General features: G+C 74.6%; 20 protein-coding genes. 6 read left to right on the plus strand and 14 right to left on the minus strand.

The features are described from left to right. Nucleotides 1-210: 210 nt before the first annotated feature. The 3 genes from BMY04_RS13920 to BMY04_RS13930 all read right to left on the minus strand — a co-directional run bounded on the left by BMY04_RS13920 (nt 211) and on the right by BMY04_RS13930 (nt 5,701). Nucleotides 211-2,217, minus strand: coding sequence for a vWA domain-containing protein (locus tag BMY04_RS13920; protein ID WP_091182446.1), 2,007 nt, complete (start codon nt 2,215-2,217; stop codon nt 211-213). A gap of 93 nt (nt 2,218-2,310) precedes the next feature. Next, the gene (gene recQ / locus BMY04_RS13925) at nt 2,311-4,125 is read right to left on the minus strand and encodes a DNA helicase RecQ (protein WP_232506400.1); all 1,815 of its coding nucleotides are present in this window, start codon (nt 4,123-4,125) and stop codon (nt 2,311-2,313) included. A gap of 145 nt (nt 4,126-4,270) precedes the next feature. Beyond that, nucleotides 4,271-5,701 (minus strand): sigma 54-interacting transcriptional regulator, encoded by a 1,431-nt coding sequence (locus BMY04_RS13930; RefSeq protein ID WP_091181824.1) that lies wholly within the window; start codon nt 5,699-5,701, stop codon nt 4,271-4,273. A gap of 60 nt (nt 5,702-5,761) precedes the next feature. Between BMY04_RS13930 and BMY04_RS13935 the strand changes: the two genes are divergently transcribed. Continuing rightward, entirely contained in the window at nt 5,762-6,520 is a 759-nt protein-coding gene (locus tag BMY04_RS13935; protein ID WP_170854144.1) for an alpha/beta fold hydrolase, read from the plus strand. A 68-nt stretch (nt 6,521-6,588) separates the two neighbouring features. Then, the gene (sepH, locus tag BMY04_RS13940; protein WP_091181832.1) at nt 6,589-8,241 is read left to right on the plus strand and encodes a septation protein SepH; all 1,653 of its coding nucleotides are present in this window, start codon (nt 6,589-6,591) and stop codon (nt 8,239-8,241) included. Between the two features lie 27 nt (nt 8,242-8,268). Here sepH and BMY04_RS13945 read toward each other — a convergent pair whose 3' ends face one another. The 9 genes from BMY04_RS13945 to BMY04_RS13985 form a co-directional block, all read right to left on the minus strand. Further along, a complete protein-coding gene (locus BMY04_RS13945; protein WP_091181835.1) occupies nt 8,269-9,138 on the minus strand; it encodes a sulfurtransferase in 870 nt (289 codons plus the stop codon). Beyond that, complete coding sequence (locus tag BMY04_RS13950) at nt 9,135-9,845, minus strand: thymidine kinase (RefSeq protein ID WP_091181838.1); 711 nt, start codon at nt 9,843-9,845, stop codon at nt 9,135-9,137. The genes BMY04_RS13945 and BMY04_RS13950 overlap by 4 nt, the downstream gene beginning before the upstream one ends. A 24-nt stretch (nt 9,846-9,869) precedes the next feature. Further along, the gene (locus tag BMY04_RS13955) at nt 9,870-10,940 is read right to left on the minus strand and encodes an isopenicillin N synthase family dioxygenase (protein WP_091181841.1); all 1,071 of its coding nucleotides are present in this window, start codon (nt 10,938-10,940) and stop codon (nt 9,870-9,872) included. Nucleotides 10,941-10,982: 42 nt separating this feature from the next. Further along, nucleotides 10,983-12,098 carry an alkaline phosphatase family protein gene (locus BMY04_RS13960; protein ID WP_091181844.1) on the minus strand — a complete coding sequence of 372 codons (1,116 nt, stop codon included), beginning with the start codon at nt 12,096-12,098 and terminating at the stop codon, nt 10,983-10,985. A 98-nt stretch (nt 12,099-12,196) separates the two neighbouring features. Continuing rightward, entirely contained in the window at nt 12,197-12,775 is a 579-nt protein-coding gene (locus tag BMY04_RS13965) for a DUF5998 family protein (protein WP_091181847.1), read from the minus strand. 58 nt (nt 12,776-12,833) lie between these two features. Beyond that, a complete protein-coding gene (locus tag BMY04_RS13970) occupies nt 12,834-13,073 on the minus strand; it encodes a hypothetical protein (RefSeq protein WP_091181850.1) in 240 nt (79 codons plus the stop codon). A 2-nt stretch (nt 13,074-13,075) separates the two neighbouring features. After that, nucleotides 13,076-13,600, minus strand: a complete 525-nt coding sequence (locus tag BMY04_RS13975) for a hypothetical protein (protein WP_091181853.1) — start codon at nt 13,598-13,600, stop codon at nt 13,076-13,078. A 115-nt stretch (nt 13,601-13,715) separates the two neighbouring features. Then, entirely contained in the window at nt 13,716-15,458 is a 1,743-nt protein-coding gene (locus BMY04_RS13980) for a glycoside hydrolase domain-containing protein (protein ID WP_139209863.1), read from the minus strand. A gap of 187 nt (nt 15,459-15,645) precedes the next feature. After that, nucleotides 15,646-17,520, minus strand: a complete 1,875-nt coding sequence (locus tag BMY04_RS13985) for a SpoIVB peptidase S55 domain-containing protein (RefSeq protein WP_139209864.1) — start codon at nt 17,518-17,520, stop codon at nt 15,646-15,648. A gap of 519 nt (nt 17,521-18,039) precedes the next feature. Between BMY04_RS13985 and BMY04_RS13990 the strand changes: the two genes are divergently transcribed. Beyond that, nucleotides 18,040-19,164 (plus strand): CDP-glycerol glycerophosphotransferase family protein, encoded by a 1,125-nt coding sequence (locus BMY04_RS13990; RefSeq protein WP_091181864.1) that lies wholly within the window; start codon nt 18,040-18,042, stop codon nt 19,162-19,164. Nucleotides 19,165-19,173: 9 nt separating this feature from the next. Here the strand turns inward: BMY04_RS13990 and BMY04_RS13995 are convergent, their stop codons facing one another. Further along, nucleotides 19,174-20,004 carry a hemerythrin domain-containing protein gene (locus tag BMY04_RS13995; RefSeq protein ID WP_091181868.1) on the minus strand — a complete coding sequence of 277 codons (831 nt, stop codon included), beginning with the start codon at nt 20,002-20,004 and terminating at the stop codon, nt 19,174-19,176. A gap of 124 nt (nt 20,005-20,128) precedes the next feature. On the opposite strand from BMY04_RS13995, the gene BMY04_RS14000 reads away from it, so the two are divergent. The 3 genes from BMY04_RS14000 to BMY04_RS14010 all read left to right on the plus strand — a co-directional run bounded on the left by BMY04_RS14000 (nt 20,129) and on the right by BMY04_RS14010 (nt 23,503). Continuing rightward, the gene (locus BMY04_RS14000; protein WP_198410168.1) at nt 20,129-21,163 is read left to right on the plus strand and encodes a helix-turn-helix transcriptional regulator; all 1,035 of its coding nucleotides are present in this window, start codon (nt 20,129-20,131) and stop codon (nt 21,161-21,163) included. A gap of 67 nt (nt 21,164-21,230) precedes the next feature. Then, entirely contained in the window at nt 21,231-21,680 is a 450-nt protein-coding gene (locus BMY04_RS14005; RefSeq protein WP_170854146.1) for a YybH family protein, read from the plus strand. 125 nt (nt 21,681-21,805) lie between these two features. Continuing rightward, nucleotides 21,806-23,503: an ATP-binding protein gene (locus BMY04_RS14010; RefSeq protein ID WP_091181879.1), complete on the plus strand. Its 1,698-nt coding sequence runs from the start codon at nt 21,806-21,808 to the stop codon at nt 23,501-23,503. Between the two features lie 286 nt (nt 23,504-23,789). Here the strand turns inward: BMY04_RS14010 and BMY04_RS14015 are convergent, their stop codons facing one another. Next, nucleotides 23,790-24,215 carry a tetratricopeptide repeat protein gene (locus BMY04_RS14015; protein ID WP_091181882.1) on the minus strand — a complete coding sequence of 142 codons (426 nt, stop codon included), beginning with the start codon at nt 24,213-24,215 and terminating at the stop codon, nt 23,790-23,792. Nucleotides 24,216-24,232: the final 17 nt, after the last annotated feature.

Below are 24,232 nucleotides of genomic sequence, written 5' to 3' on the forward strand. Positions count from 1 at the left end.
TCTCGTGGTCGCGCGGAACGCTGACCTCTTCGAGGCCCTTCGACAAGCTCAGGGAGCGTTCCAGGCTTCGACCGACCGCGGGGAACGGACGCTGCGAACGGAGACGCTCCCTGAGCTCGTCGAAGGGCCCGGAACGGGTCGGCGTCCTCCTGGATGAACGCCCACCTGGCTTCGTCCCGATCAGGGAGCGTTCGTGGCCCTCGACAGGCGTCAGCGGCGCCCGCGGCGCGCCTGCAGGTAGTCGCTCACGACGTACTCCCCCAGCCGGCCGATGTCGGGGGTGAAGACGCGTCCCCCGGCACGGCGCGCGATGGCGTCGACGAACCGGGCCAGGCCGGGGTCGTCGCCGAGCATGAACGTGTTGAGCGTGGCGCCGTAGCGGGCGAGCTCGTCGACCTGGGCGACCGTGGCCCGGATCGTCTCCGGGGTGCTCGGCCAGCGGAACGCCGCCCCGCCGTCACCGGTGAGGTGTGCGGTCGGCTCGCCGTCGGTCACCACCAGCACGACCGGCTCGGCGTCGGGGTGGCGGCGCAGGTGACGGGTGGCGAGCAGGAGCGCGTGCTGCAGGTTCGTGCCCTGGATCCACTCCGGCTCGGCCTCGGCCAGCTGCACCGGCGTGAGCCGGCGGGCGAGGCGGTTGAAGCCGATCACCTGCAGCGCGTCCTGGCGGAACCGGGTCTCGATGAGGTGGTTGAGCGCGAGCGCGGTCTGCTTCATCGGGCCCCAGCGCCCGTCCTGCACCATCGAGAAGGACAGGTCCACGCACAGCGCGACCACCGCGGTCGTGCGCCGCTCGGTCTCGGTGACCTCGAAGTCCTCGACGTCGAGGAGCATCCCGCCTCCGCCGCTCCCTGAACCTGTCGAAGAGCGCAGCGCCCGGCGGCGCAGCGAGTTGGCGACCGTCCGGCTCGCGTCGATCGGCAGCTCGTCGCCGAACACCCACGGCCGGGTCAGGCCGGTGGGCTCGTCGGCGGCCCCGGTGCGGTGGTCGGCGTGGTCGCCGTTGCCGCTGGCCGCCAGCTGGTCGAAGACCCGCTTGAGCGCGGACTGGCCCAGCCGGCGTACGGCGCGGGGCGTCAGGCGCATGCCGTCGTCGCCGCGGGTCAGGTAGCCCTGGGCCTCGAGCTCGCGCTCCAGGTCGCGCAGGGCCTGGAAGTCGCGCGCCGCTTCGTTGCCGAGGCGCTGCTCGAGCAGGTCCACGTCCACGTCGTCGAGGGTCGAGCCCCAGCCGGACTGCGACAGCTGCGCCTCCAGCGCCTCGAGGTCGGCCAGCTCGGCGACGGCCTGCACCGCCTCGGAGTAGCCGAGACCCTCGCCGCCGCCCCGCATGCCCGCGTCGGAACCACGGTCGAGACCCGGGCGCAGCGCGCGGAGGTTGTCGCCCAGCTGCGCCATCTCGCTGGCGAGGTCGGCGTCGGCCATGGCCTGCGCCATGAGCTGGCCGAGCTGCTCGCGCTGCTCCGGGCTGAGGGAGTTCATCATCCGCTGGGCCGCCGCCTGCCGGCGCGCGAGCGCGTCGATCAGCTCCTCGACCGTCTCCGGCTGCTCGGGGAAGAACTCTCCATGCTTGTCCATGAACTCGCGGAACGCGTCCGACGTGTCCTCGCTGCGGGCGTGCTTGGCCAGCAGCTGGTTGAGGTCGGCGAGCATGTCCTTGACCCGCTGCATGGCCTCGGGGTCGGGGCTCTCCAGAGCCTGCTTCATGCCCGCGAACTGCGCGTCGAGCACCTCGCGCTGCAGCATCTGCTTGATCTGCTCGTACGTCTGGCGCGCCTCGGGCGAGTGCCAGTCGTACGCGTCCAGCCCCCGCACCGCCCCGGCGACGTCGTCGGGCAGCGTGTCGAGCTCCATCTCGGCGAACCGCGCGTCGTCGCCCTCCTCGCCGGCCAGCGCCTCGCGCTCGGCGGCGAGCGCCTGGTCGAGGGCGGAGCGGACCTGGTCGAGGGTCCCGCCCAGGTCGCCGCGCCGGCGCGCGGCGTTGCGCATCTTGCGGATCTTCTCCGCCAGCCGGTCGAGCCCGCCGCGCCCGTCGAGGCCCTCGCGCAGCAGCTCGCGCAGCGAGTCGCGCACGTTGCCGGCCGAGAGCACGTCGGAACCGATCTTGTCGATCGCCGCCCGCACGTCGTACGGCGCGGCGAGCGGGTCCGGCCCGCCCCGCCACGGCCCGTACCGGAACCGTCCGTGCGGATCGCCTGGCTCGTACCGCTCAGCGCTCACGCGGTTCACCGTAGTCCCGCCCCCTAGCGCTCCCGGCTCTCACCGCCGAGCGGTAGGTTGCCGCGCCAGATCTGGCCGTCGCAGCGCGGCAACCTACCGCTCGGCGGAGGTCGGGGGCTGGTCGGCGACGACGTCGAGGATCGCGGCGCCCCAGCGCTCGAGCTTGTTCGCGCCGACGCCGGAGACGGCGCCGAGCGCCTCGAGGGACGTCGGGGCATCCGAGGCGATCTGGCGGAGCACCGAGTCGTGGAACACCACGTACGGCGGCACTCCGGCCTCCTTGGCGGACGCGGAGCGCCAGGCCCGCAGCCGCTCGAACACGGCCTCGGCAGGTCCGTCGAGGGCGACGGCCGCGGCGGCGACCGAGGACTTGCGCCGCCCCGACGACCGGGCGGTCTTCGGCGCCTCCCGGCGCAGGGCGACGGTGCGCTCGCCGCGCAGCACGGCCGTCGAGCCCGGCGTCAGCATCAGGGTGCCGTAGCCGTCGGCCACCCCGAGCAGCTGCTGCGCCAGGAGCTGGCGCACGACGCTGCGCCACTCGCCGGCGTCGAGCTCGGTGCCGATCCCGAAGACCGTGAGGTCGGTGTGGCCGAGCTGGGTGACCCGCTCGGTGGCCTGCCCCAGCAGGATGTCGACGACGTGGCCGGCGCCGTAGCGCTGCCGGCGGTCGGCGAGCCGCCACACGGCGGACAGCAGCTTCTGCGCGGGGACGGTCCCGTCCCAGGTCTGCGGCGGGCTGGTGCAGGTGTCGCAGTTCCCGCACGGCTCGGCGGCCTGGCCGAAGTAGGCGAGCAGCTGCACGCGGCGGCACTCGACGGTCTCGCAGAGCGCCAGCATCGCGTCGAGGTGCGCCGAGAGGCGTCGGCGGTGGGCCGCGTCGCCCTCGGAGGAGTCGATGAACTTGCGCTGGGAGACCACGTCAGCGAGGCCGTACGCCAGCCAGGCCGTGGCCGGGGCCCCGTCGCGGCCGGCGCGCCCGGTCTCCTGGTAGTAGCCCTCGACCGACTTCGGCAGGTCGAGGTGCGCGACGAAGCGGACGTCGGGCTTGTCGATGCCCATCCCGAACGCGATCGTCGCGACCATGACCAGCCCCGGCTCGCGCAGGAAGCGGCTCTGGTTGCGCGCGCGGACGCCCGCGTCGAGGCCGGCGTGGTACGGCAGCGCCGTGATCCCCTGCTGCTCGAGGAAGGCGGCGGTCTGCTCGACCGACTTGCGGGAGAGGCAGTAGACGATGCCGGCGTCGCCGGCGTGCTCGGTGCGCAGCAGCGTGAGCAGCTGCGTGCGCGGGTTGTCCTTGGCCACGATCCGGTACTCGATGTTCGGCCGGTCGAAGCTCGCGACGAACTGCGCCGCGTCGTCCAGACGGAGCCGGGTGACGATCTCGGCGGCCGTGGCGGCGGTGGCGGTCGCGGTGAGGGCGATCCGCGGCACGTCCGGCCACTGGTCGTGCAGCATCGCCAGGGCGAGGTAGTCGGGCCGGAAGTCGTGGCCCCACGAGGACACGCAGTGGGCTTCGTCGATCGCGAACAGCGAGATCTCCCCGCCCTTGAGGAGCCGCACGGTGTCGGCGACGTTGAGCCGCTCGGGGGCGAGGTAGAGCAGGTCCAGCGCACCGGCCAGGTAGGCGGCCTCGACCTCGCGGCGCTGGTCCAGGCTCTGCGAGGAGTTGAGGAACGCGGCCCGCACACCGAGGGCGGCGAGCGCGTCGACCTGGTCCTGCATCAGGGCGATGAGCGGCGAGACGACCACGCCCGTCCCCGGGCGGACCAGGGCCGGGACCTGGTAGCAGAGCGACTTGCCGCCGCCGGTCGGCATCAGCACCAGGGCGTCGCCGCCGGCGACCACCGTCTCGATGATCTCCGCCTGCTGGCCGCGGAACGCGTCGTAGCCGAACACCTCGCGCAGCACGTCCAGCGGCGCGCGGGCCGTGCCGGCGCCGGCCGGGCCGGTCGGCGGGCGATTCGGCAGGCCGGTCGAGGGCGCGGCGGCGGTGCTGGTGGAGGTCAGGGTCGGACTCGTTCCGGGTGCGGGCGGGTGCCGCCCGGTCGCAGGCTCAGGCGGCGCCGTACACGGTACGGCCGTCGACGGTCGCCTTCTCGATGCGACGCGTCAGGTGGAGCCCCTCGAGGACGAACTCGACGGCCGCGGCGACCTGGCCCCGCGAGGCGGAGTCGCCGTAGCCGAGGCGGTCCAGGACCTTGGCCAGCCCCGGGACCGTGCCCAGCTGGGACAGCACGTCGGAGGCGGGGACGAGCTCGCCGGTCTCGACGACCGCGCCCTCGGCGAACACCGACGTGAACCCGGTCAGGTCGAGCCCGGAGAGCCGCTCGCGGAACGTCGCGGCGATCGCCAGGCGCAGCAGGTGGTCGAGGACCGCGCGCTCGCGCCCCTCCTCGCCCATCTCGAACTCGACCTTGCCGAGCAGCGTGGGCAGCACGGGCGCGAGGTCGCAGACGCGGGCGACCGCGCCCGCGTCGCCGGTCTCCCCCGTCCGTGCCGCCCGCCGCAGCGCGGAGGCCGCGACGCCCTCAGCCGCCGCGATGGCGAAGCGGGCCGAGACGCCGGAGCGCTGGTCGACCGAGGACGACTCGCGCAGCAGGTGGACGAAGCGGGCCAGCACCTCGAGGAGGTGGTCGCCGACCTCGGCGACGACCTCGGCCTCCTGGCGCAGCAGCGCGACCTCGTCGGAGACCTCGGAGAGGTAGTGGGTGCGGATCTCGGCGCCGAAGCGGTCCTTCAGCGGCGTGATGATGCGCCCGCGGTTGGTGTAGTCCTCCGGGTTGGCCGTCGCGATGAGGAAGACGTCGAGCGGCAGCCGCAGCGAGTAGCCGCGCACCTGGATGTCGCGCTCCTCGAGCACGTTGAACAGCGCCACCTGGATGCGCTCGGCCAGGTCGGGCAGCTCGTTGAGCCCGAAGAGGCCGCGGTTGGTGCGCGGCACCAGTCCGTAGTGCACCGTCTCGGGGTCGCCGAGCGTGCGGCCCTGCGCGACCTTGACCGGGTCGACGTCGCCGATCAGGTCGCCGACGGAGGTGTCGGGCGTCGCGAGCTTCTCGGTGTAGCGGTCGTCGCGGTGGCGCCAGGCCACCGGCAGGTCGTCGCCGAGCTCGGCGAGCAGCGTGCGGCAGCGGACGCAGACGGGCGCGTACGGGTCGTCGTGGATCTCGCAGCCGGCGACCTCGGGGCTCCACTCGTCGAGCAGCGTCACGAGGGTGCGCATGATGCGGGTCTTGCCCTGGCCGCGCTCGCCGAGCAGCACCAGGTCGTGACCGGCGAGCAGGGCGGACTCCAGCTCGGGGATCACGGTGTCCTCGAGCCCGACGATGCCGGGGAACGCGTCCTCCCCGGCCCGCAGGCGGGACAGGAGGTTCGCCCGGAGCTCCTCGGCGACGCCGCGGCTCTCGTGGCCGGACGCGCGCAGCTGGCCGAGCGTGGCGGGCGCCGGGTGGCCGGCGGAGGACGGCTGGGAGGACGTCACGGTCATGGCTGGCAACCTACGACCGCGACGCAACTGCTCCGGGCTCCGCTCGTAGCATCCTGCCCCGTGAGCACGCCTCTGACCGCCCTCCTGCTGCACGGCGTCGGTTCGTCGTCCGACACCTGGTGGCGGGTGCGCGAGGACGTCGGCGACCTCGGCTGGGAGACGACGGCGCTCGACCTCGCGGGGCACGGCGACCGGCCGGTGCCCGCGAGCGGCCTGCGGACCGTCGCCGACCTGGCCGAGGACGTCTGGGCCCAGGTCGCGGACCAGCGCTTCGACGTGGTCGTCGGCCACTCGCTCGGAGCCGTCGTGGCCCTCGCGCTGGCCGCCGCCCACCCCGGCCTGGCCGGGCACGTCGTGGTCGTCGACCCGCCGGCGCTCGACGGCGCCCTCGACGTCGGCCAGGTGGCCGACGGCCTCGTCCACGACAGCGCCGCGGCCCTGGAGGACGCGGACGCCGTCGCCCGTGCGCTCGCCGCCGCCAACCCGCGCTGGTCGGGGCGCGACGTGGAGGGCGTCGTCGCGAACCGTCGCCGCTTCGACGTGGCCGTCGCCCGCTGGCTGCGGCACGAGCACTGGGACCTGCCCGCCCTCGTCGTGGACTGCCCCGTGCCGGTCAGCCTGGTCGTGGCCGACGGGCCGGAGACCGCGACGGTCGAGCCCGGGCGTACGCGGGTGCTGGCCGCGCTGGAGCCGTCTTGGGTCGTCGCCATCAAGGGCGGCCACGGCCTGCACCGCGACCGGCCGGCCCTGTTCCTGCGGGCGCTGCTCGAGCTCACCGAGCCGGGCGCGCCCGGCCTCCGCCCGGCGGGCGTCGCCTGACCGTCCCGGCGCCGTCTTGACGGTAGGTTGAGGCGGGGACGACGACCGGAGGGAGCGGGCGCAACGCGATGCGGACCGCGCGACTGGTGGGACCGACGGCCGACGGCACGTCGATGGTGCTGGTGACCGAGGACGGCGAGGAGCTGAGGGTTCCCGTCGACCCCGGCGACCCCGCCGTCCGCTCGGTGCTCGGGCAGCCTCCCGGCGACGCCCGCACCGACGACGCAGCGCCCGCCGGTGGGGACGGACCTCCGCCACCCGCCGCACCCGACCCCGTACGACGCCCGCCCCGCAGACGGGAGACGCCCCCGATGGACACCACCCTCAGCCCGCGCGACATCCAGGCCCGCATCCGCGGCGGGGAGTCGCTGGACGACCTCGTCGCCGGCTCCGGCATGGACGCCGACCGCGTCGAGCGCTTCGCCGCGCCGGTGCTCGCCGAGCGCGAGCACGTGGCCCTGACCGCCCTCGGCGCCTCGATCCGCCGGCGCGGCGAGAGCTCGGGGCACCGCCCGCTGCGGACGGTCGTCGGCGAGCGCCTGCTCGGGCAGGGCGTCGACGTGGACGACGTGGTCTGGGACGCGTGGAAGCGCGAGGACGGCCAGTGGCAGGTCAGCGCCGACTACGAGCTGCTCGAGCAGGAGCGGCACGCCGAGTTCCGCTACGACCCGCAGGGTCGCTTCTCCATGGCCGAGGACGACGACGCCCGCTGGCTCGCCGGCGAGCGCCCCTCCCCGGTCGCGGCCGTGATCGACCGCGACGACGAGCTCGCCCTCGTGCGCGCGACCAGCGGTCCCGGTGACGACGAGGACGCCGGCCGGGACGGCCGGACGAGCGACCGGGCCGACCACGAGGTCACCGAGCAGCTGGAGGTCAGCGAGGACCTGGTCGCGGTCCTCTCCGTGGTGCCGCCGGTCGAGCTCAGCGCCGAGGAGCTCGACGAGCTCGTCGCCCACGACCCGGAGTCCGACCTCGCCGCGGTCGCCCAGGACGCGACCCGAGCCTCGACCCAGGACGACGTCCCGGACGAGACCCGGGACGGGCCGCAGGACGAGGTCGCCGCACACCGGCGCGACGAGGGGGCCGAGCCCACCGTCGCCGTCGTGCGCCACCTGACCAGCGTCAGCGTGGAGGTGGAGGTCGACGCCGAGGGCGACCGCTCCGGCGAGGACGGCGACCCGGGACCCCGCTCGGCCCTGGACACGCTCTACGACATGCTCGGCGGCGACGGCTACGCCGAGGAGGGCACGCGCATCGGCTCGGGCCTGTCCGACGCGGCGGCGGTGCCCGTGGTGGACGAGCACGAGTTCGAGCCGCCGGCCACGGTGCAGGTGCCCGCCGAACCCGGCCCGGACGCCTCCGAGCAGGAGGACGGGAGCCAGGACGCCGGCGGATCGTCCGCGGAGGCCGATCAGCCCGAGGAGCGCGACGAGCGCACCGAGCCGACGCAGGTCGTGGCCCGGGACCTGCGGCGCACGTCCGCGCCCGCCGCTCCCGCCGTCCCGCAGCAGGACGACCTGCTCGACGTCGACGCCGACGCCGATGCCGTCACGGACCCCGGCGAGACCACGCACCACGACGCCGCGGACGCGCCGCCGGTGCCCGACGTCGACGAGCCGCTCATCCCCAGCCCGGGCGCCTCGCGCAAGCCGGGCCGGCGCAAGCGCGCGTCGGTGCCGAGCTGGGACGAGATCATGTTCGGCGGCCCCAAGCCCGGCTGACGCCGAGCCGGGCGGGGGCGCCGCGGGTCACCCGCGGCGCTGGACCGTCTCGTCGCCCTCCGCGCCCGTCGCCACCGCGCGCGTCGGGTCGCTGAGCCAGTCGCTCCACGAGCCGGGGTAGATCCGGCCGCCCTCCAGGCCGGCCGACTCGAGCGCCAGCAGCGCCTGCGCCGCGGTCACCCCGGAACCGCAGTAGAGGACCGGGGCGTCCACCCCCGCGAACGCCGCGGCGATCTCGGCGGCGGGGCGGAAGCGCGAGCGTTCGTCGAGCAGATCGGCCGCCGGGCGGTTCAGCGCGCCGGGGATGTGGCCGGCGACCGGGTCGAAGGGCTCGGTCTCCCCGCGGTACCGGTTCGCGGCGCGCACGTCGACCACCGGCGCGTCCAGGCCGGCGAGGATGTCCTCGGCCCAGACCCGCTCGCGCTGCCCCGGACGGGCGACGAACCTGCCCGGCGCGGCCACCACGACCGGGCCCGTCTCGACCGGCAGGCCCGCGGCGACCCAGCCGGCGTACCCGCCGTCGAGCACCCGGACGTCGGGGTGCCCGGCGTCGGTCAGCAGCCACCACAGCCGGGCGGCGTAGAGCGAGGTGGCCCCGTCGTACGCGACCACGGGCACGTCGCCGTCCACGCCGGCGGCCCGCATCACCGCCTGGAACGCGTCCGGGTCGGGCAGCCGGTGCCGCCCGCCGCCCGGACCGTGCGGCCCGGACAGCTCGGTCTCCAGGTCGACGAACACGGCTCCGGGCAGGTGCCCGGCCTCGTGCTCCGGGCGGCCGGGCGGCCCCGTCATGCTGCCGCGCACGTCGAGCAGCACGACCCGCCCCCCGCGCTCCAGCCGCGCGGCCAGCTCCTCCGGCTCCACCAGCACCCGGTCCCACGCCTCGTCCGTGCTCATTGCTGTCCCTCCCACCCCTCGGTCGTGCCGAACGGCAACGTCTCCGCCAGCCCCGCCTGCGCCGCCGACCGGGTCAGCCGGGCCCGGTGGTGGCGCCGGCACAGGACCTCGTACGCGACCACCGCGGCCTGCGCCACCGGTGCCGGCTCCTCGCCCCCGGGCTCGAGGTCGTGCAGCTGCTCGATGTCCCCGACCACGACCTGGTCGCCCTCGACGACCATCAGCCCGTCGACGGTGCGCGCGTTGTGGGTGGCGCGGCGCCCGCACCAGCACAGCGCCTCGACCTGCAGCACCTCCATCGAGTCGCACAGCTCGACGAGCCGCCGCGAGCCGGGGAAGAGGTGCGTCTGGAAGTCGGTGAGGATGCCCACGGCGAAGACGTCGACGTCGAGCTCGTCGACCAGCCGGGCGAGGTCGTCGACCTGGGCGGGGGTGTAGAACTGCGTCTCGTCGCAGACCACGTAGTCGATGCGGGCGCCCGCGCTCAGCTGGTCGACGACGTAGCCCCAGAAGCTGAAGGCCGGGTGCACCTCGACGGCCGGGCGCCGCAGCCCCAGGCGCGAGGAGATGATCGCCTCGCCCGCCCGGTCGCGGCTGGTGAACAGCCGCCCGCGCCGCCCGCCGGCGGTGTGCGTGTGGTCGATCTGCAGGGCCAGGGTGGACTTGCCGCAGTCCATGGGACCGGTGAAGTAGCGGAACGACGCCATCGTGGGTGGTGGCCCCGCGCCCCGTCAGCCCTGGGAGGCGAGCACCCGGGCCGCCTCCCGCACCGCCGAGGAGTTGATCCGGCCCTGGCGCGACCCGGCGAGCTTGGCGGCGATGTGGTCGCGCACGGTCACCGGCCCGTACGCCTCCCCCGCCTCGCCGCCCCACGCGCTGGCGTCGAGGTGGCTGGGCAGGGTCGCGACGACGGCGTCGACGTTGCCGTCGTGGAAGTAGGCGGCCGACCGGCGCCGCAGGATCCGCCCGTCGACCACCGGCGGCTTCACCCGGTGCAGCGTGGACGTCCAGCGGTCGTTCGTCAGGCGGGCGGTGAGGTCGCCGAGGTTGACCAGCAGCGCGTCGTCGGCCGGGCTGACGTCGTGCCAGCCCCCGTCGGGGTCGAGGACCTGGAGCCCGGCGACCTGGTCGGCCCAGAGCACGGTCACCAGCCCGAAGTCGGTGTGCTCCCCCATGCCCGTCAGCTCGCCGTCGAGGGTGACCTCGCCGGGCGGGAGGGCGTAGTTGTTCATGCGCAGCACGTCGATCGAGTGGTCGGTGAGCCGCGCGAAGAAGCCCGGCTCGAGGTCGAGCGCGGCCTCGAAGACGTCGAGCAGCGTACGGGCCACCCTGCCGGCCTCGGCGAAGTACGTCTCCACGCGCTCACGGAACCCGGGGACGTCGGGCCAGACGTTCAGCCCGTAGTCCGCCTCGTCCAGGTCGAGCCCGGCGAAGGAGCGCGCCTCGACGCCGACGTTGAAGGCCTCGAAGAAGTCGTTCATGCGCGTGGCCGGCTCGACGCCGAGGCTCAGGCTGAGCGACTCGCTCTTCGGGGCGGAGTAGCCGCGGTTGGCCGGCACCTTGTAGGCGAGCTTGTCGGCCGGCGGGAGGGCGAAGAAGTCGTCCATGGCGGCGGCGAGCCCGTCGACCGCCGACCGCGGCACGCCGTGGCCGAGGACCTGCACGAAGCCGACGCTGCTGCACGCCGCGTCGATCTCGCGCGCGACCCGGACCCGTGCCGCGCGGTCGCCGTCGCCCACCCAGGGGCTGATGTCGACGACCGGCACCGCGAACCCGCTGACCGTCCCGGCTGCCTCGCTCACGTCCTCATCCTCCCGTCGGCGGCGGCCCGTGCCGCTCCGTGCTCAGCGTCCGGTCGCGACCACCAGCGGGACGACCATCTCGGCCGCCGTCAGCGACGCGTGCATCCCGACCAGCTCCATCTCCTGCGGGAAGGTACGGGTCATGAACGCCCAGTCCCCGCTCGGGGCCGCGACGACGTCGCCGTAGCGCGGCAGCACCTCGTCCGACACCGGGCCGAACCAGCCCTCGTCGACCGCCTCGTCCCGGGTCCGCACCCAGGCGCCCGCGCCGAGGCGCGACCGCCACCGGCGCGCCACCGCGGCGGGGTCGTCGCGGTCGACGTACAGGTGCCGGAAGCGGGCCTCCCCCGTCACGACGGACACGCCGGCGGCGAGCTCGGGCTCGTCCTCGATGACCAGGCGCTGGTCGGTCGGGACGTCGACCATGCCGTGGTCGCCGGTCACCAGCAGGACGACGTCGCTGGGCAGCGCGTCGCGCAGCCGCGCGATCATCGCGTCGACCCGGGCCAGCTGCTCGCCCCAGGCCGCCGAGCCGCAGCCCTTCGCGTGCCCGGTGTGGTCGAGCTCGCGCTCGTAGGCGTAGACCAGGGTGCGCTGCCCCCGGCTCGCCGCGTCGGCCAGCAGGTCGATGCGCAGCTGGGTGTCCTTCTCCTGCGGGAAGGGCACGAAGTCGGGGCCGCGCAGGGCGGCCTGGGTCAGGCCGGTCCGGGCGAAGCGCTGCAGGCCGACCGAGGTGACCCTGACCCCGGCGGCGGCGGCGCGCTCGAACACGGTCGGGTGCGGCTGGTACGCCTCCGGCACGAGGTCGGACTCCCAGGTCAGCGCGTTGAGCACCTCGCCGGTCGTGGGGACCCGCGACGTGATGCCGACGACGCCGTGGCGCCCGGGCGGCAGGCCCGTCCCCAGGCTGGTGAGGCTGGTGGCGGTCGTCGCCGGCACGCCGGACGTCAGGTGGGTGGTCCCCAGGTGCCCGGCCAGCCAGGGCGCACGGTCGGCCGCGGCCTCGAGCAGCTGCCGGCCGAGGCCGTCGACGAGGAGCACCACGTAGCGGTTCGCGGCGGGCAGCCCGAGCACGTCGGCCTCGTAGCCGTCCACGCCCAGGTGGTGCCCGACCGAGGGCAGCAGGTCGGCGAGCGTCGAGCGCCCGTACGCGGGCACGAGCGGGCTCGGCCGGGCGGCCCCGGTGGCGGGTCGGGCGGCCTGGTCGGTGCCCTCGGGAGCGGCTCCGGGCTCTGCGGGAACCGTTCCCGGCGCCCTCACACCGCCGCCGCGCGCTGCAGCGTGGTGGAGAAGCGGACGAGCCGGGCCACGCGGTCGGAACCGTCGGCGGCCGCGCTCATGCGGACGGTGAGGTCGTCGCCGGCGAACGTCCCGGTGTAGCCGTGGTCGGCCTCGCACTGCGGGTCGTCGCAGCCGGCGGGCTCGAGGTCGACGCGGCGCACGCCGTCCCAGCCGACCGTCAGCCAGGTCTCGCCGACCTCGCCGGAGCCCGCGCGGTAGCGCTCGGGACGGGTGACGACGCGGGTGAGCACGACAGAGTTGATCTTCGACAGCGGCACCGACTCGGTGGACGACGCCGCGTACGTCCCGGTCGCCGGCGGCTCGGCGGGCTGGTCGTCGGTGTGGCCGACGACCAGGCGCGTCGGCGTCAGCGCGAGCACCGTGACGTGGCGGTGGATCTCGTCGTGGTCGAAGGTCGGCTCGTGGTGCACGACGAAGTCGAGGAGCTCCTCCTCGGCCACGGCGAGGGTGATCCCCTCCTCCACCAGCTCCGGGAAGTAACCGGTTGCGTCGATGTCGGCACGCAGGTCTTTCCGCGTGGAGCCCAGCCTCATGCCGTCATCCTGCCACGGGGCGCCGACCCGACCCCGCCACCGCAGGGACTGCTGCCGGTCATGGTCGCCGGGCCCGCCGCGCCCGGAGCCTCGCGCCCGCCCAGAGCGTCAGGCGCGCCACCAGGGCCAGGAGGAACAGCACCCCCACCACGAGCCGGACGCCGCGCCACGGCTGCTGCGACGGCCAGCCGCCGTCGCCGGCCACCGCGCGGGCGAGGTTGAAGAGGAGCCCGACGGTGAGCGTGACGGCCAGCGCGCCGTCCAGCCACCGGGCCGAGGGCGGATGTCGAGGCTCCACGGCTATCTCACCGAGCCCTGGAACTGCGCGTGGTCGCGGTCGGTGCCGAGCGCGACGTCGACCGCCACCGTGCCGCGGCTCTTCGCCGGAATGGTGAAGGTGTAGGTCCCGCTCGCCCTCGTGCGCGGCGCGACCGGGACCGCGACCGGCTTCCCGCCGGGGACCGGCGCGGCGGCCAGGTGCTGCGCGCCGTACGAGGCCTGGACGTCGACGGGCCCGTCGACCGGCTCGCCCGCCTTGTCGTCGACCTCGACGGTGAGCGTGGTGCGGTCGCCGGCGTTGGTGAACTGGGTGATCGTCACCTCGACGTCGTCGTCGTACTGGATGCTGTCGCCGATATTCGCGGCGTCGGCGGGCACGCTGACGCCGGCGCTCGGGCCGGGCGACGCCGACGCGGTCGACGGCGAGTCCGTGCCCACCGGCCCGGTCGGCGCCGACGAGGGCGCCGGGCTCGCCGGCCCACCGCAGGCGGCGAGCAGGAGGACGGCGGCGGTGAGCGTGCCCACGAGGCTGGCGTGCCTGGTCATCGGGTCCTTCGGTCAGGGGTCGGGCGAGGCAGCCTAGGCACGAGCGCCACCCCCGCCGGGCTCCGGAGGATCTTCCGACCCTCCGGAGCCGCGGACCCCGCGCAGCCGGAGCGCGTCAGGCGAGGCCGTCGTTCGTCGCGGTGCCGTGGCCCGGGTCGTTCAGCGCGCCGGTCCAGGTCCAGAGCTTGCCCGAGTCGTTCGCCTTGAACGCGACGGCGAGGCTGCCGCTCGGGAGCACCTTGAGCGAGGGGCTCGTCCCCGCCGCCATCCCGTCGAGCGTGGCCGTGCCGTTGCCCGTCGTGCTGGCGGAGCCGTTCCAGGTCCAGAGCTTGCCCGAGTCGTTCGCGTTGAACGCCACGGCGACCTTGCCGCCGGGAAGCACGGCGAGGGACGGGCTCGTCCCCGCCGCCATCCCGTCGAGCGTGGCCGTGCCGTCGCCGGCCGTGCCGGGCCGCCCCCTCCAGGTCCACAGCTTGCCCGAGTCGTTCGCGTTGAACGCCACGGCGAGGGTGCCGTCGGGCAGCACGCCGAGCGACGGGCTGGTGCCCTTGGCCATGCCGTCGAGGGTGGCCGTCCCGTGCCCGGTCGTGCCCGGGGTGCCGGTCCAGGTCCAGAGCTTGCCGCTGTCGTCGGCGTTGAACGCCACCGAGACCTCTCCGTCGGGCAGCACGGCCAGCGACGGGCTCGTGCCGGCCGCCATCCCGACGCCGGTCGCGGTGCCGTCCCCGGCCGTGCCGGGCTTGCCCTTCCAGACCCAGAGCTTGCCGCTCACGTCCGCGTTGAACGCCACGACGAGGTTCCCGTCGGGCAGCACCGCCAGCGACGGGCTCGTGCCGTCGGCCATCCCGTCGAGGGTCGCCGTGCCGTCACCGGCCGTGCCCGGCTGCCCCACCCAGGTCCACAGCTTGCCGCTGGCCGCGTGGAAGGCCACCGCGTAGCGGCCGTCGGGGAGGACCGCCACGGACGGCGAGGTCCCTGCGGCCATGCCGTCGTAGGTCGCGGTGCCCCCGCCCGCCGACCCGGTCGCTCCCGACCACGTCCAGAGCCGCCCGGTGCCGGCCGCCCGGAAGGCGACCGCCTGCGAACCCGCGCTGGTGAGGGCCAGGGCCGGAGAGCTCTTCGTGGTCGTCGTGCCGCCGCCCGCTCCGCCGCCGCTGCCGACGAGCTGGTTCTGCTTGGTGTCGACGTAGGCGGTGTCCGGGTCGATCGACACCCCGCAGGCGGTCACCGCCGCGCCCTGCGTGACGACGTAGCCCTGGGCCGGGTCGGGAGCGTCGGCGGACACCGACCGCCAGTAGACCTTGACGTCGGGCAGAGTGCCGCTGGAGAGGTCGGCGGACGCCAGCGGCGAGGGCAGCCCGGAGTAGACACCCGGCGTGTACCCGGCGGCGGCGATCCTCGCGGCCCAGGCGTTGATCCAGGAGACCATCTCCGTCCGCGTCACGCCCTTGTAGGTCCCGGTCTCGACGTCGAGGAAGAAGTCGGCCCCGTCGGGGTAGCCGACCGCGTCGGCGTCCTTGATGTTCTGCTGCGCCGTGCTCACCGCTGCAGAGGCGTCGTCGAACATCGCGCCGGTGCCGAAGCCCTGCTGCAGCACCGCCTGCATGCCGCTGCTCTTGAGCGCGGCGTAGGTCGTCTTCCAGTCCGTCGAGGTCTTGTTCGTGTAGAGCATCCCGAACGCGTAGCCCGCGTTCTTGAGGCAGGTCACGTCGGCCTTGGTCACCGCCGAGGACGAGTCGAAGCCCTTGGCCTTGTTGGCGACCGGGGCGGCCGACGCGGTCACGCTCGCCGTCACCCCGGTCAGGGCCATGGCGACCACCACCAGGCCGAGGAGCAGAGGACGTAGACGCTGGTGCACCAGGACTCCCGGGGGTGGGCGCCAGCGCCCGTCGGGCCGGCGGCGAGTTGGTTCGATGCATCATCGAACTAATGACCGCCCAGCGCAAGGGCCCTTGTGCGCCCGGTCCTCGCCGGTAGGGCCGGCGGCACGTGCCAGGCGCGGCTCCCCCGGTCGGAGGAGCCGCGCCCGTCGGGTCGACGCAGGGTCAGCGGATCTCGACGTCCAGCCCGCGTGCACCGGTGACGACCTCGGTCTGGCGCACGTCGCGGCTGGCGAGCGTGAGCGTGTCGCCCTTGCCGTCGCTGCCGTCGCTGCCGTCGCTGCCACCCTCGTCGTCGGAACCGGCCTGCAGCGCGACCAGCAGGTCGTCGTTGCGCGGAGCGGACTCGATGCTCTTGATCGTGGCGCTCAGGCTGCTGTCCTCGTCGGAGTCGCAGCTGTCGTCGAAGAGGCAGGAGCTGTCCTCGAGCCCCTGGCCGTCCAGGGACGCCCCGCCGTACACGGACAGGGTGGCCGGCAGGCCCTTGGCCGACTTCGGGACCTTGACCGTGGTGACCGTCTTGATCTTCTTCGAGCTCCGGTAGGGCTTGACCGTCGTGCGGACGGTGAGCTTCTTGCCGGCCTTCACCCGGACCGAGCCCTTGCTGGCCCAGGTCTTGCCGCCGTCGGTGGACACCTCGAGCTTCGACAGGCGCAGCTGGCGGAACGTCGTGGAGACCGTGGCGTCGTAGGTCACCGAGGTGATGCTGACGTGCTCCTCCTCGGTCTGCGCGAGCGCGTAGACGGCGTCGGCGAGCCCCAGGGCCGGGGAGATGGAGGCGTCGTCCTGGTCGGCCCACTTGTTGTTGCGGTGCACCGTGAACGGCTTGCCGCCGGCCCGCGTGCCGGTGACGGTCCATCCCTCGGTCACCCGGCCGTCGCCGACCTCGTCGAAGGTCGGGTCGAAGTTGGCCAGCAGCGCGTACGGGGTGAGGGCGGGCAGCAGGTCCCGGTCGACCACACCGGTGGTCCCCGTGCGAGAGCGACCGGTGTCGGCGTTGCGGACCGTGGTGGTGATCGGCGTCGTCGTGGGGGTCTGGGTCAGGTTCGCGCGGACGCCGCTGAGCCGGTCGGAGTCGACCACCCCGAACGAGCCACCCACGTTGGCCAGCTTGAAGGAGCCGAAGACGTCGTCCTGCACGATCGCGACGGCGTCCGCGTCGTTGGCGCCGTAGCGTGCCGGCCCGGCGAAGCTGTCGGGGTGCCCGTACGCGAGGGCCTGGTCGCCGCACACGTAGGTGGTGGTGCCGAACGAGGCGCTGGTGACGTCGCCGTAGGACTGGACCGAGGCGAAGTTGCCGCCCGGCACCGGTCGCTCGGTCGGCGCCCCCGACGGCGCCGCGGCGCGACCGCCGGCGAGCACCCGCATGGGCAGGTCGGCCTTGGTCATGTCCTTCTGGAGGCGCTTGAGGCGCGCGCCGGACAGCCCGCTGACCGTGAACGGGCTCGGGAGGCGTTCGAGCGAGCTGGACGGCACCGCGGCCCCCGCCCGGGCCGAGACCGCGCGCCGGGTCGACGCCGACAGCGTGACCGCACGCGTGGCGGCCGGGGCGACGGCCTTGGCCTTGGCGCCTCCGAGGTCGAGCAGCGCGGCCATGTCGGCGGCCGGGGTCAGGCCCCCGATCGGCGACGGGGAGGAGGTGAAGCCGTAGGAGACCGCGCCGAGCAGCTTGCCCCCGACGTACACGGGCGAGCCGGACATGCCGGCCCAGATTCCCGAGCCCTGGTCGACCACGTGGCCGCCGGGCACGTCCGACACCTTGATCAGCACGAGGTCGCGCCCGGCGGCGATGCCGTCCGGCTGCACGCCCAGCACCTCGACCCGGAAGGGCTCCGGCGTCCTGCCCTTGACGACGGTCAGCCCCTGCCCGACCAGCCCCGTGGTGGCCTGGGCCGACGAGAGCGTGGCCGGGCACTCCCCGGGGGCCGCCGCGGGGGCCGCCGAGGCCGGCCCTGCCGTCTGCCCCAGCGCGAGCGCACCGAGCGCCGCCACCCCGAGCACCGCGCCGACGCGCTGCCGGGCTCGCCCTGCTGATGTCATCCGTCCCCCACTCCTGCTCGTCGGCCGCCGTCGGCGGCCCGGCACCCTGCCGTCGAAGCGCTGACGCTAGCGGAGCGCGAGGCCATTCGTGTGAGGAGGATGAGAAATTCCCAGGGCGGTTTCAGGGGCAGGACACTCACCGACCTCAGCGACGCTCCCTGAGCTTGTCGAAGGGCCCGGAACGGGTTGGCGTCGCCTTCCGAAGAACGCCGACCTCTTCGAGGCCCTTCGACAGGCTCAGGCAGCGTCCTCGGCCGTTGCCAGGTCAGGGAGCGTCCTCCGTCCGTTTGACGCGCGCCCTGCGGGGAAGAAGGTGAGTGCCGACCCGAAGCAGCCGGGTCGAGCCGCTGCAGGACGAGCCCACGACGGTCGCGCGGAGCAGGGTCGGACCGCTCGCGCAGCCCTCGTCGCGCACGCCGGCTCGTCACCGTTCGCCCGTGCGCACGCGCTCGTCTCCCCGTCTCGTCGTGAGCCGGACGCAGCGTCCCCACCGCTCCGAGCCCCTCAGGGAGGCACGCCATGAGAGTCGTCTACAACGCGTTCGACGGTCGCTACAGCGACAGCCCCCGGGTGCTCTACGAGACCTACCGCCACACCTACCCCGGCGAGCACGTCTGGCTGGCCGACCCCGACCACCAGCACGGCTTCCCCGCCGACGCCCTGACGGTGCCGATCGACAGCGACGCCGCCGTCGACGCGCTGGAGTCCGCCGACCTCGTCGTGGCCAACACCCACCTGGAGATGGAGTGGCGCAAGTCGCCGCGCACCACCTACCTCCAGACCTGGCACGGGACCCCGCTCAAGCGCATCCACCACGACGTCCTCTGGGCCCCCGAGGGCCGCCTGGCCGAGCTCGACCGCGACGTCGCCCGCTGGGACCTGCTCCTGTCCCCCAACCCGGTCAGCACCCCTCGGCTCCGCGCCGCCTTCGGCTACACGGGGCCCGTGCTCGAGACCGGCTACCCCCGCAACGACCTGCTGGTCTCGCCGCAGGCCCCGGCCGTCCGCGCCCGCGTCCGCGCAGAGCTCGGCCTCCCCGAGGGCGTCACGGCCGTCCTCTACACCCCGACCTGGCGCGACCGCGACTACTTCGAGCCCCCGGCCGGCGGCCTGCGCTACGCCCTGCCGCTGGACGAGCTGGCCGCCGCCCTCGGTCCCGGCTTCCGCCTGCTACCCCGGCTGCACTACAAGGTCACCCACCTGGGCGCGGCGCAGGAGCTCCCCGGCGTCGTCGACGTGTCGCGCTACCCCGACGTCGCCGAGCTCTACCTCGCCGCCGACGTCATGGTCACCGACTACTCCTCGACGATGTTCGACTTCGCCGCCACCGGCAAGCCGATCGCCTTCTACGCCTACGACCTCGACGCCTACCGCGACACGCTGCGCGGCTTCTACTTCGACCTCGAGCCCGTCGCCCCCGGACCCCTCGTCCACGAGCCCGACGAGCTCCTCGACGTGCTCACCGACGTCCGCGCGGGCCGCACCACCCGGCGGCGGCGCTACCGGCGCTTCCGGCAGACGTTCAACCCCCTCGACGACGGCCGCAGCACCGAACGGCTCCACGCCGTGTACGAGGACGCCGCCCGGCGCGCGGCCGGTGGAGCAGGCGCCGTGGCTGCGCACCGCCTCGCCGCGGCCTCCTGAGGCTCCTGGTCAGGGACGGGACGTGCCGTGCACCCGGCGGGCGCGGCGGGCGTACGCGCTCCTCGCCACCGGCGGGATGACGACGCGGGCGAGGCGGGGCGCCGCACCGAGCATCGCCGCGACGACCGCGGGGTCGCCCTCGTAGGCGAACATGCCGAAGACCAGCGGGAGGTGCCGCTTCGCGACGCCGGCGGCCCCGGCCTCGCCGACCGCGCCCCACTCGGCCTGCGTGAGCAGGGCGGCGGCGAGCGGCAGGAGGGCGCGCTCCTCGAGGTCGAGGTGCTCGGCCAGGAGTGCGTGCAGGTGCCCGAGGTGGTGGGCGAGCTGGTCACGCGCTCCCGGTGTGGGCTCGGCGGCCCACGCCACCCGGAACCGCTCGACGCAGCCCAGCTCGAGGTCGAGGCCGGCATGCTGCTCCTCGACCTCGTCGATCAGCGCGACGGCGTCGGCCGAGGCGCGCTCGCGCAGGGGCGGCCACAGCAGCCGGTCCTCGCCCTGGTGGTGGTGGTGGAGCAGGTCGGTGAGGAACAGCACGTGGGCGGCGACCCGCTCGGCGCCCCGCCGGTCACCCGTCCCGACCCGGAGCACGGCGGCCGGCGCGAGGCGGAGCTCACGCAGCAGGGCGGTGTGCACGACGACCATGTCGCGCACGTCCACCAGCGGCCGCTCCGGCTCAGCCGCCGGCGCCGCCGGCGGTGCCAGGTCGAGGCCGGTGGCAGGGCCGCAGGACCACGTGGCGCGGTGCAGGTCCCAGTAGCAGCGCGCCGTGTGGGTGTGGCCGGTCGAGGCGTCGTCGGTGGGCAGGTCGACCGCGTCGCGGTCGGGCAGGTGACTGGTCATGTCCGGAAGCGTGGTCGCGCGACGACCTGCCGGGAATCCCAGCTTTCTGGGGACTTCGTGGGGACTTCGCGGGACTTGGGCCGAGGGCGTCGCGTCCGCGAGCGGCGTCGACCAGGATGGCCGCGTGAGGACGACGACCCGGCCGCTGGCCGAGCGGATCGCCGACGCGACCGCCGGCTCCCCCGACGTGGCGTCGGTCGCCCGCGCGGTGTTCGTCACGGTGGCGCGCGACGTGCCCTTCGCCTTCGCCTGCCTCGCGACGACGGACCCGACGAGCGGGCTGATCACGCGGGCGTACAAGTCGGCGCCGCTGCCGCTGGGCGACGAGGAGTTCACGGCCGCCGAGTACGGCGAGCCCGACCTCAACCAGCTCGTCGACATCGCTGACCGGGACGTCCCGGTCGGGGTCCTCTCGGTCGACACCGACGGCCACCCGGAACGGTGCCGGCGGCTCAGCGCGTACATGACCCCGCAGTTCGGCTTCGTCGACGAGATCCGGCTCGTCTGCCGCTCGGGCGGGACGACCTGGGCGGCCCTCGGTCTCTACCGGCGCCAGGGCGAGCCGTTCTTCACCGCCGCCGAGGGCGCCGTCGTCGGGGCCGTGCACGAGGTCGTCGCCGCGGCGACGCGGAACGCCCTGTTCACCGACGCGGACGCCGGCGCGCAGGGTTCGCGGATCCCCGTCGTCCTGGTGGTCGACGACACCGACCGGGTGACCGGGATGAGCGCCGCGGCCGAGGAGCTCGTCGACGACCTCGGCGGCTGGGACCGGGGATCGCTCCCGGCCGGGGTGCTGGCCGTGGCCGCGTCCGCCCGGGCGCGGGACTCGCTGACGACCGCCCGCGTCCGGGCCCGGTCGGGCTCCTGGGTCGTCGTGCAGGGCCTGCCGCTGGCGGGCACCGCCGGCCAGCGCTCCGTGGTGCTCACCGTCGAGCGGGCGAGCGCGGCCGTCGTCGGCGCCCTGACCATCGCGGCGCGCGGCCTCACCCAGCGCGAGCAGGACGTCGTCGGCCTGGTGCTGAAGGGCGCCTCGACGAAGGCCATCGCGGCCGCCCTGCACCTGTCGCCGCACACGGTGCAGGACCACCTCAAGGCGGTCTTCGCCAAGCTCGGGGTGAGCAGCCGGCGCGACCTGGTGGCCCGGTTCGCCGTCGCCTGAACCCGCCGGCGAGGTTCCCCACAAAGCTGGGATGGCGACGGGGTCCGCGCGGCCCGAGGCTCCATCCATGACCACGCAGACCCAGCCCCAGACCCAGACCACAACGGACGTCCACGCGGACGGTGCCGGCCCGACCGGCACGCGGTCCCCCGTCACCGAGCCCGAGCAGCTGCACCACGCCTTCCTGGGCGCCACGAACGCCCACGACGTCGACGCGCTGCTCGCCCTCTACGACCCCGCCGGCCTCGCCGTCCAGCTCGACGGGGGCCTCGCCCGCGGCGAGGACGAGCTCCGCACCATGGCCGAGGGGCTGGCGTCCGCGATCGCCCGCATCGACGGGAGCACCCGCAAGCTGTACGTCGCCGGCGACGTCGCCCTGAGCTCGGCCTCCTGGACCGCGGACGTCGTGTTGCCCGACGGCACCACCCTGCGCCAGAGCGGCACGACCGCCGAGGTCCTGCGCCGCCAGCCCGACGGCACCTGGCGGATGCTCATCGACGACCCGGTGTTCGGCTGAGCCCGAGGACTCGGCACGTCGTCAGGAGACGTTCAGGTTTCCGGCAGCCGCTCGTCAGGACGCCTCGGTTGGCTGAGGCCGCCGGCGGCGGGGGCCGCCGGCACCCGGCGTACGGAGGACCGTCCATGTCGAGCCTGCTCCACTCCCTCGGCGTCCTGGTCGTCCGGCGCCGGCTGCGGGTGCTGGCCGTCTGGCTGCTCCTGGCGGTGGCCCTCTTCGGGCTCGCGGGCGTCACGGGCGGCAAGCTCGTGGACGACTTCACGATCCCGGGCACGGAGTCGCAGCGCGGCATCGACACCCTGGCCCAACGCTTCCCGCTGGCCTCGGGGACGACCGGCCAGATCGTCTTCGGCAGCACCTCGGGCCCGATCAGCACCCGTCGGTCCGAGGTCGAGGACCGGGTCGAGGCGGTCGAGAAGGTCAAGCACGTCACGAGCGTCGACGACCCGTTCGCGTCCGACGCCGTCGGCACGATCTCGCCCGACGGGCGCTACGCGCTGGTGCAGATCCAGTTCGACGTGAGCGTCACCGCGCTGCCCGCCTCGACCGTCCCGGCCGTCGAGAAGGCCGCCGCGGCCCCGCCCGGCGCCGGCTTCACCTCCACCCTCGGCGGCGCGATGTACACGAGCACCGGGCAGGGCATCAGCACCACCGAGCTCATCGGCGTCGGCGTCGCGCTGCTCGTGCTCGCCGTCACCTTCTCCTCGCTGATCGCGGCAGGCCTGCCGCTGCTGACCGCCGCCCTCGGCGTCGGGGCGACGCTGGCCGGCGTCCTGACCGTGGCGGCCGTCCTGATCGCGGTCGACGACGTACGACCCCTCAGCGTCTCGTCGGGCGGGCGGGTGCGCACGGTCACGACGATCGTGCTCGGCTTCGACACCTCGCGCGGGGAACGGCTGCTGCAGCGGACCGCGCTGCTCGAGATCGCCTTCACGGTCGTCGCCGGCGCGGTCATCGTGCTGCTGCTTCCGCCCACGGTCGACCGGGGCCTCGGGCGCGTACGGGCCATGGCCGACGCCGCGCGGGCCGTCGCGGCCGGCGACTCCGACCGCCGGCTACCGGCCGACCCGGGCATGGCCGAGACCGCGGTGCTCGCCGACGCCGTGAACGACGCGCTCGACGCGCAGCAGGCCGCCGAGGAGCGCCTCCGCCGGTTCGTGGCCGACGCGTCGCACGAGCTGCGGACCCCGCTGACGACCATCCAGGGGTGGGCCGAGCTGCACCGTGAGGGCGGGCTCGACGACCCGGCCACCGCCGCGCGGGCCTTCGAGCGGATCGCCGAGAGCGCGACCCACCTGACCAACCTCGTCGAGGACCTCGCCCTGCTCGCGCGGCTCGACGCCGGGCCGCTCCTCGAGCGCCACCCGGTCGACCTCGGCGTGCTGGCCGAGACGGTCGTGGAGGACCTCCGTGTCATCGACCCCGAGCGGCCGGTCGGCGTGACGACGCCCGCCCCCGGCGAGCCCACCGGCGTGGTGAGCGGCGACGAGCAGCGGCTGCGCCAGGTCCTGCTGAACCTCACCGGCAACGCCCTGCAGCACACCCCGCCCGGCACGCCGATCGACGTGGCCGTGCGTCGCGAGGACGGTTCGGTGGTGCTGGTCGTGAGCGACGCCGGACCGGGCATCCCGGTCGAGCACCAGACCCGCGTCTTCGACCGCTTCTACCGCGGGCCCGCGCACCGCTCCACGGGTGGCACCGGGCTGGGCCTCGCGATCGTCCGCAGCCTCGTCGACGCCCACGGCGGCACGGTCGGGGTGACCTCGAGCAGCGCCGGGACCCGCTTCGAGGTGGTCCTGCCCGCCGAGCCGGAGGTTCCCTGAGCGGGCGATCGGACCCGGAGCCGGCCGACGCTCCCTGAGCTCGTCGAACGGCCCCTGAGATTGTCGAACGCTCGCTGAGCCTGTCGAAGGGCCCGGGACGGGTCGGCGTGGTCCTGAGGCGGAGCACGCCGACCTCTTCGAGGCCCTTCGACAAGCTCAGGGAGCGTTGACCTGCGACCAGCTCCGGGAGCGTTCTCCTTCGAACATCTCAGGGAGCGTTCTCCTTCGAACATCTCGGGGAGCGCTCTTCCTCGAACATCGCAGGGAGCGTTCCTCTTCGGGAGGCTCAGGCCTCGCCGTCGTCGGTGAGGAGGAGCCGCTCGACCCGGAGGACGTCGAGCTCGTGCTCGATGTCGCCGCTCATCACGGCGGCGAGCTTGAGGTGCGGCAGCGCCTCGCGCAGCCGGCTCTGCCGCTCCAGGACGCGGCCGAGCGCGTGCCGGGCCCAGACGTCGTCGGGGGTCTCCTCGACCAGCCCGACCAGCTCGGTCTCGGCCTTCTGCAGCTGGGCGCGCATCAGGAACGCCCAGGCCCGCAGCGACCGCAGCCCGGTGTTGCGCGGGTCCTCCTCGAGAGCCTTCTCGACGAGCGCCAGCGCCTGCTCCGGCGCCCGCCGGGCCAGCAGGTCGTACGCGCTCTGGTAGGCCGACTCCGGCCGGTGCGCGCGGGGGAACTCGATCGTCCGGGTGCTGAGCTCGAAGTCCTCGGCCATGGCGCGACAACGCTTCC

Origin of the sequence: Microlunatus flavus, from assembly GCF_900110855.1 — a bacterium.
Lineage (GTDB): Bacteria > Actinomycetota > Actinomycetes > Propionibacteriales > Propionibacteriaceae > Microlunatus > Microlunatus flavus.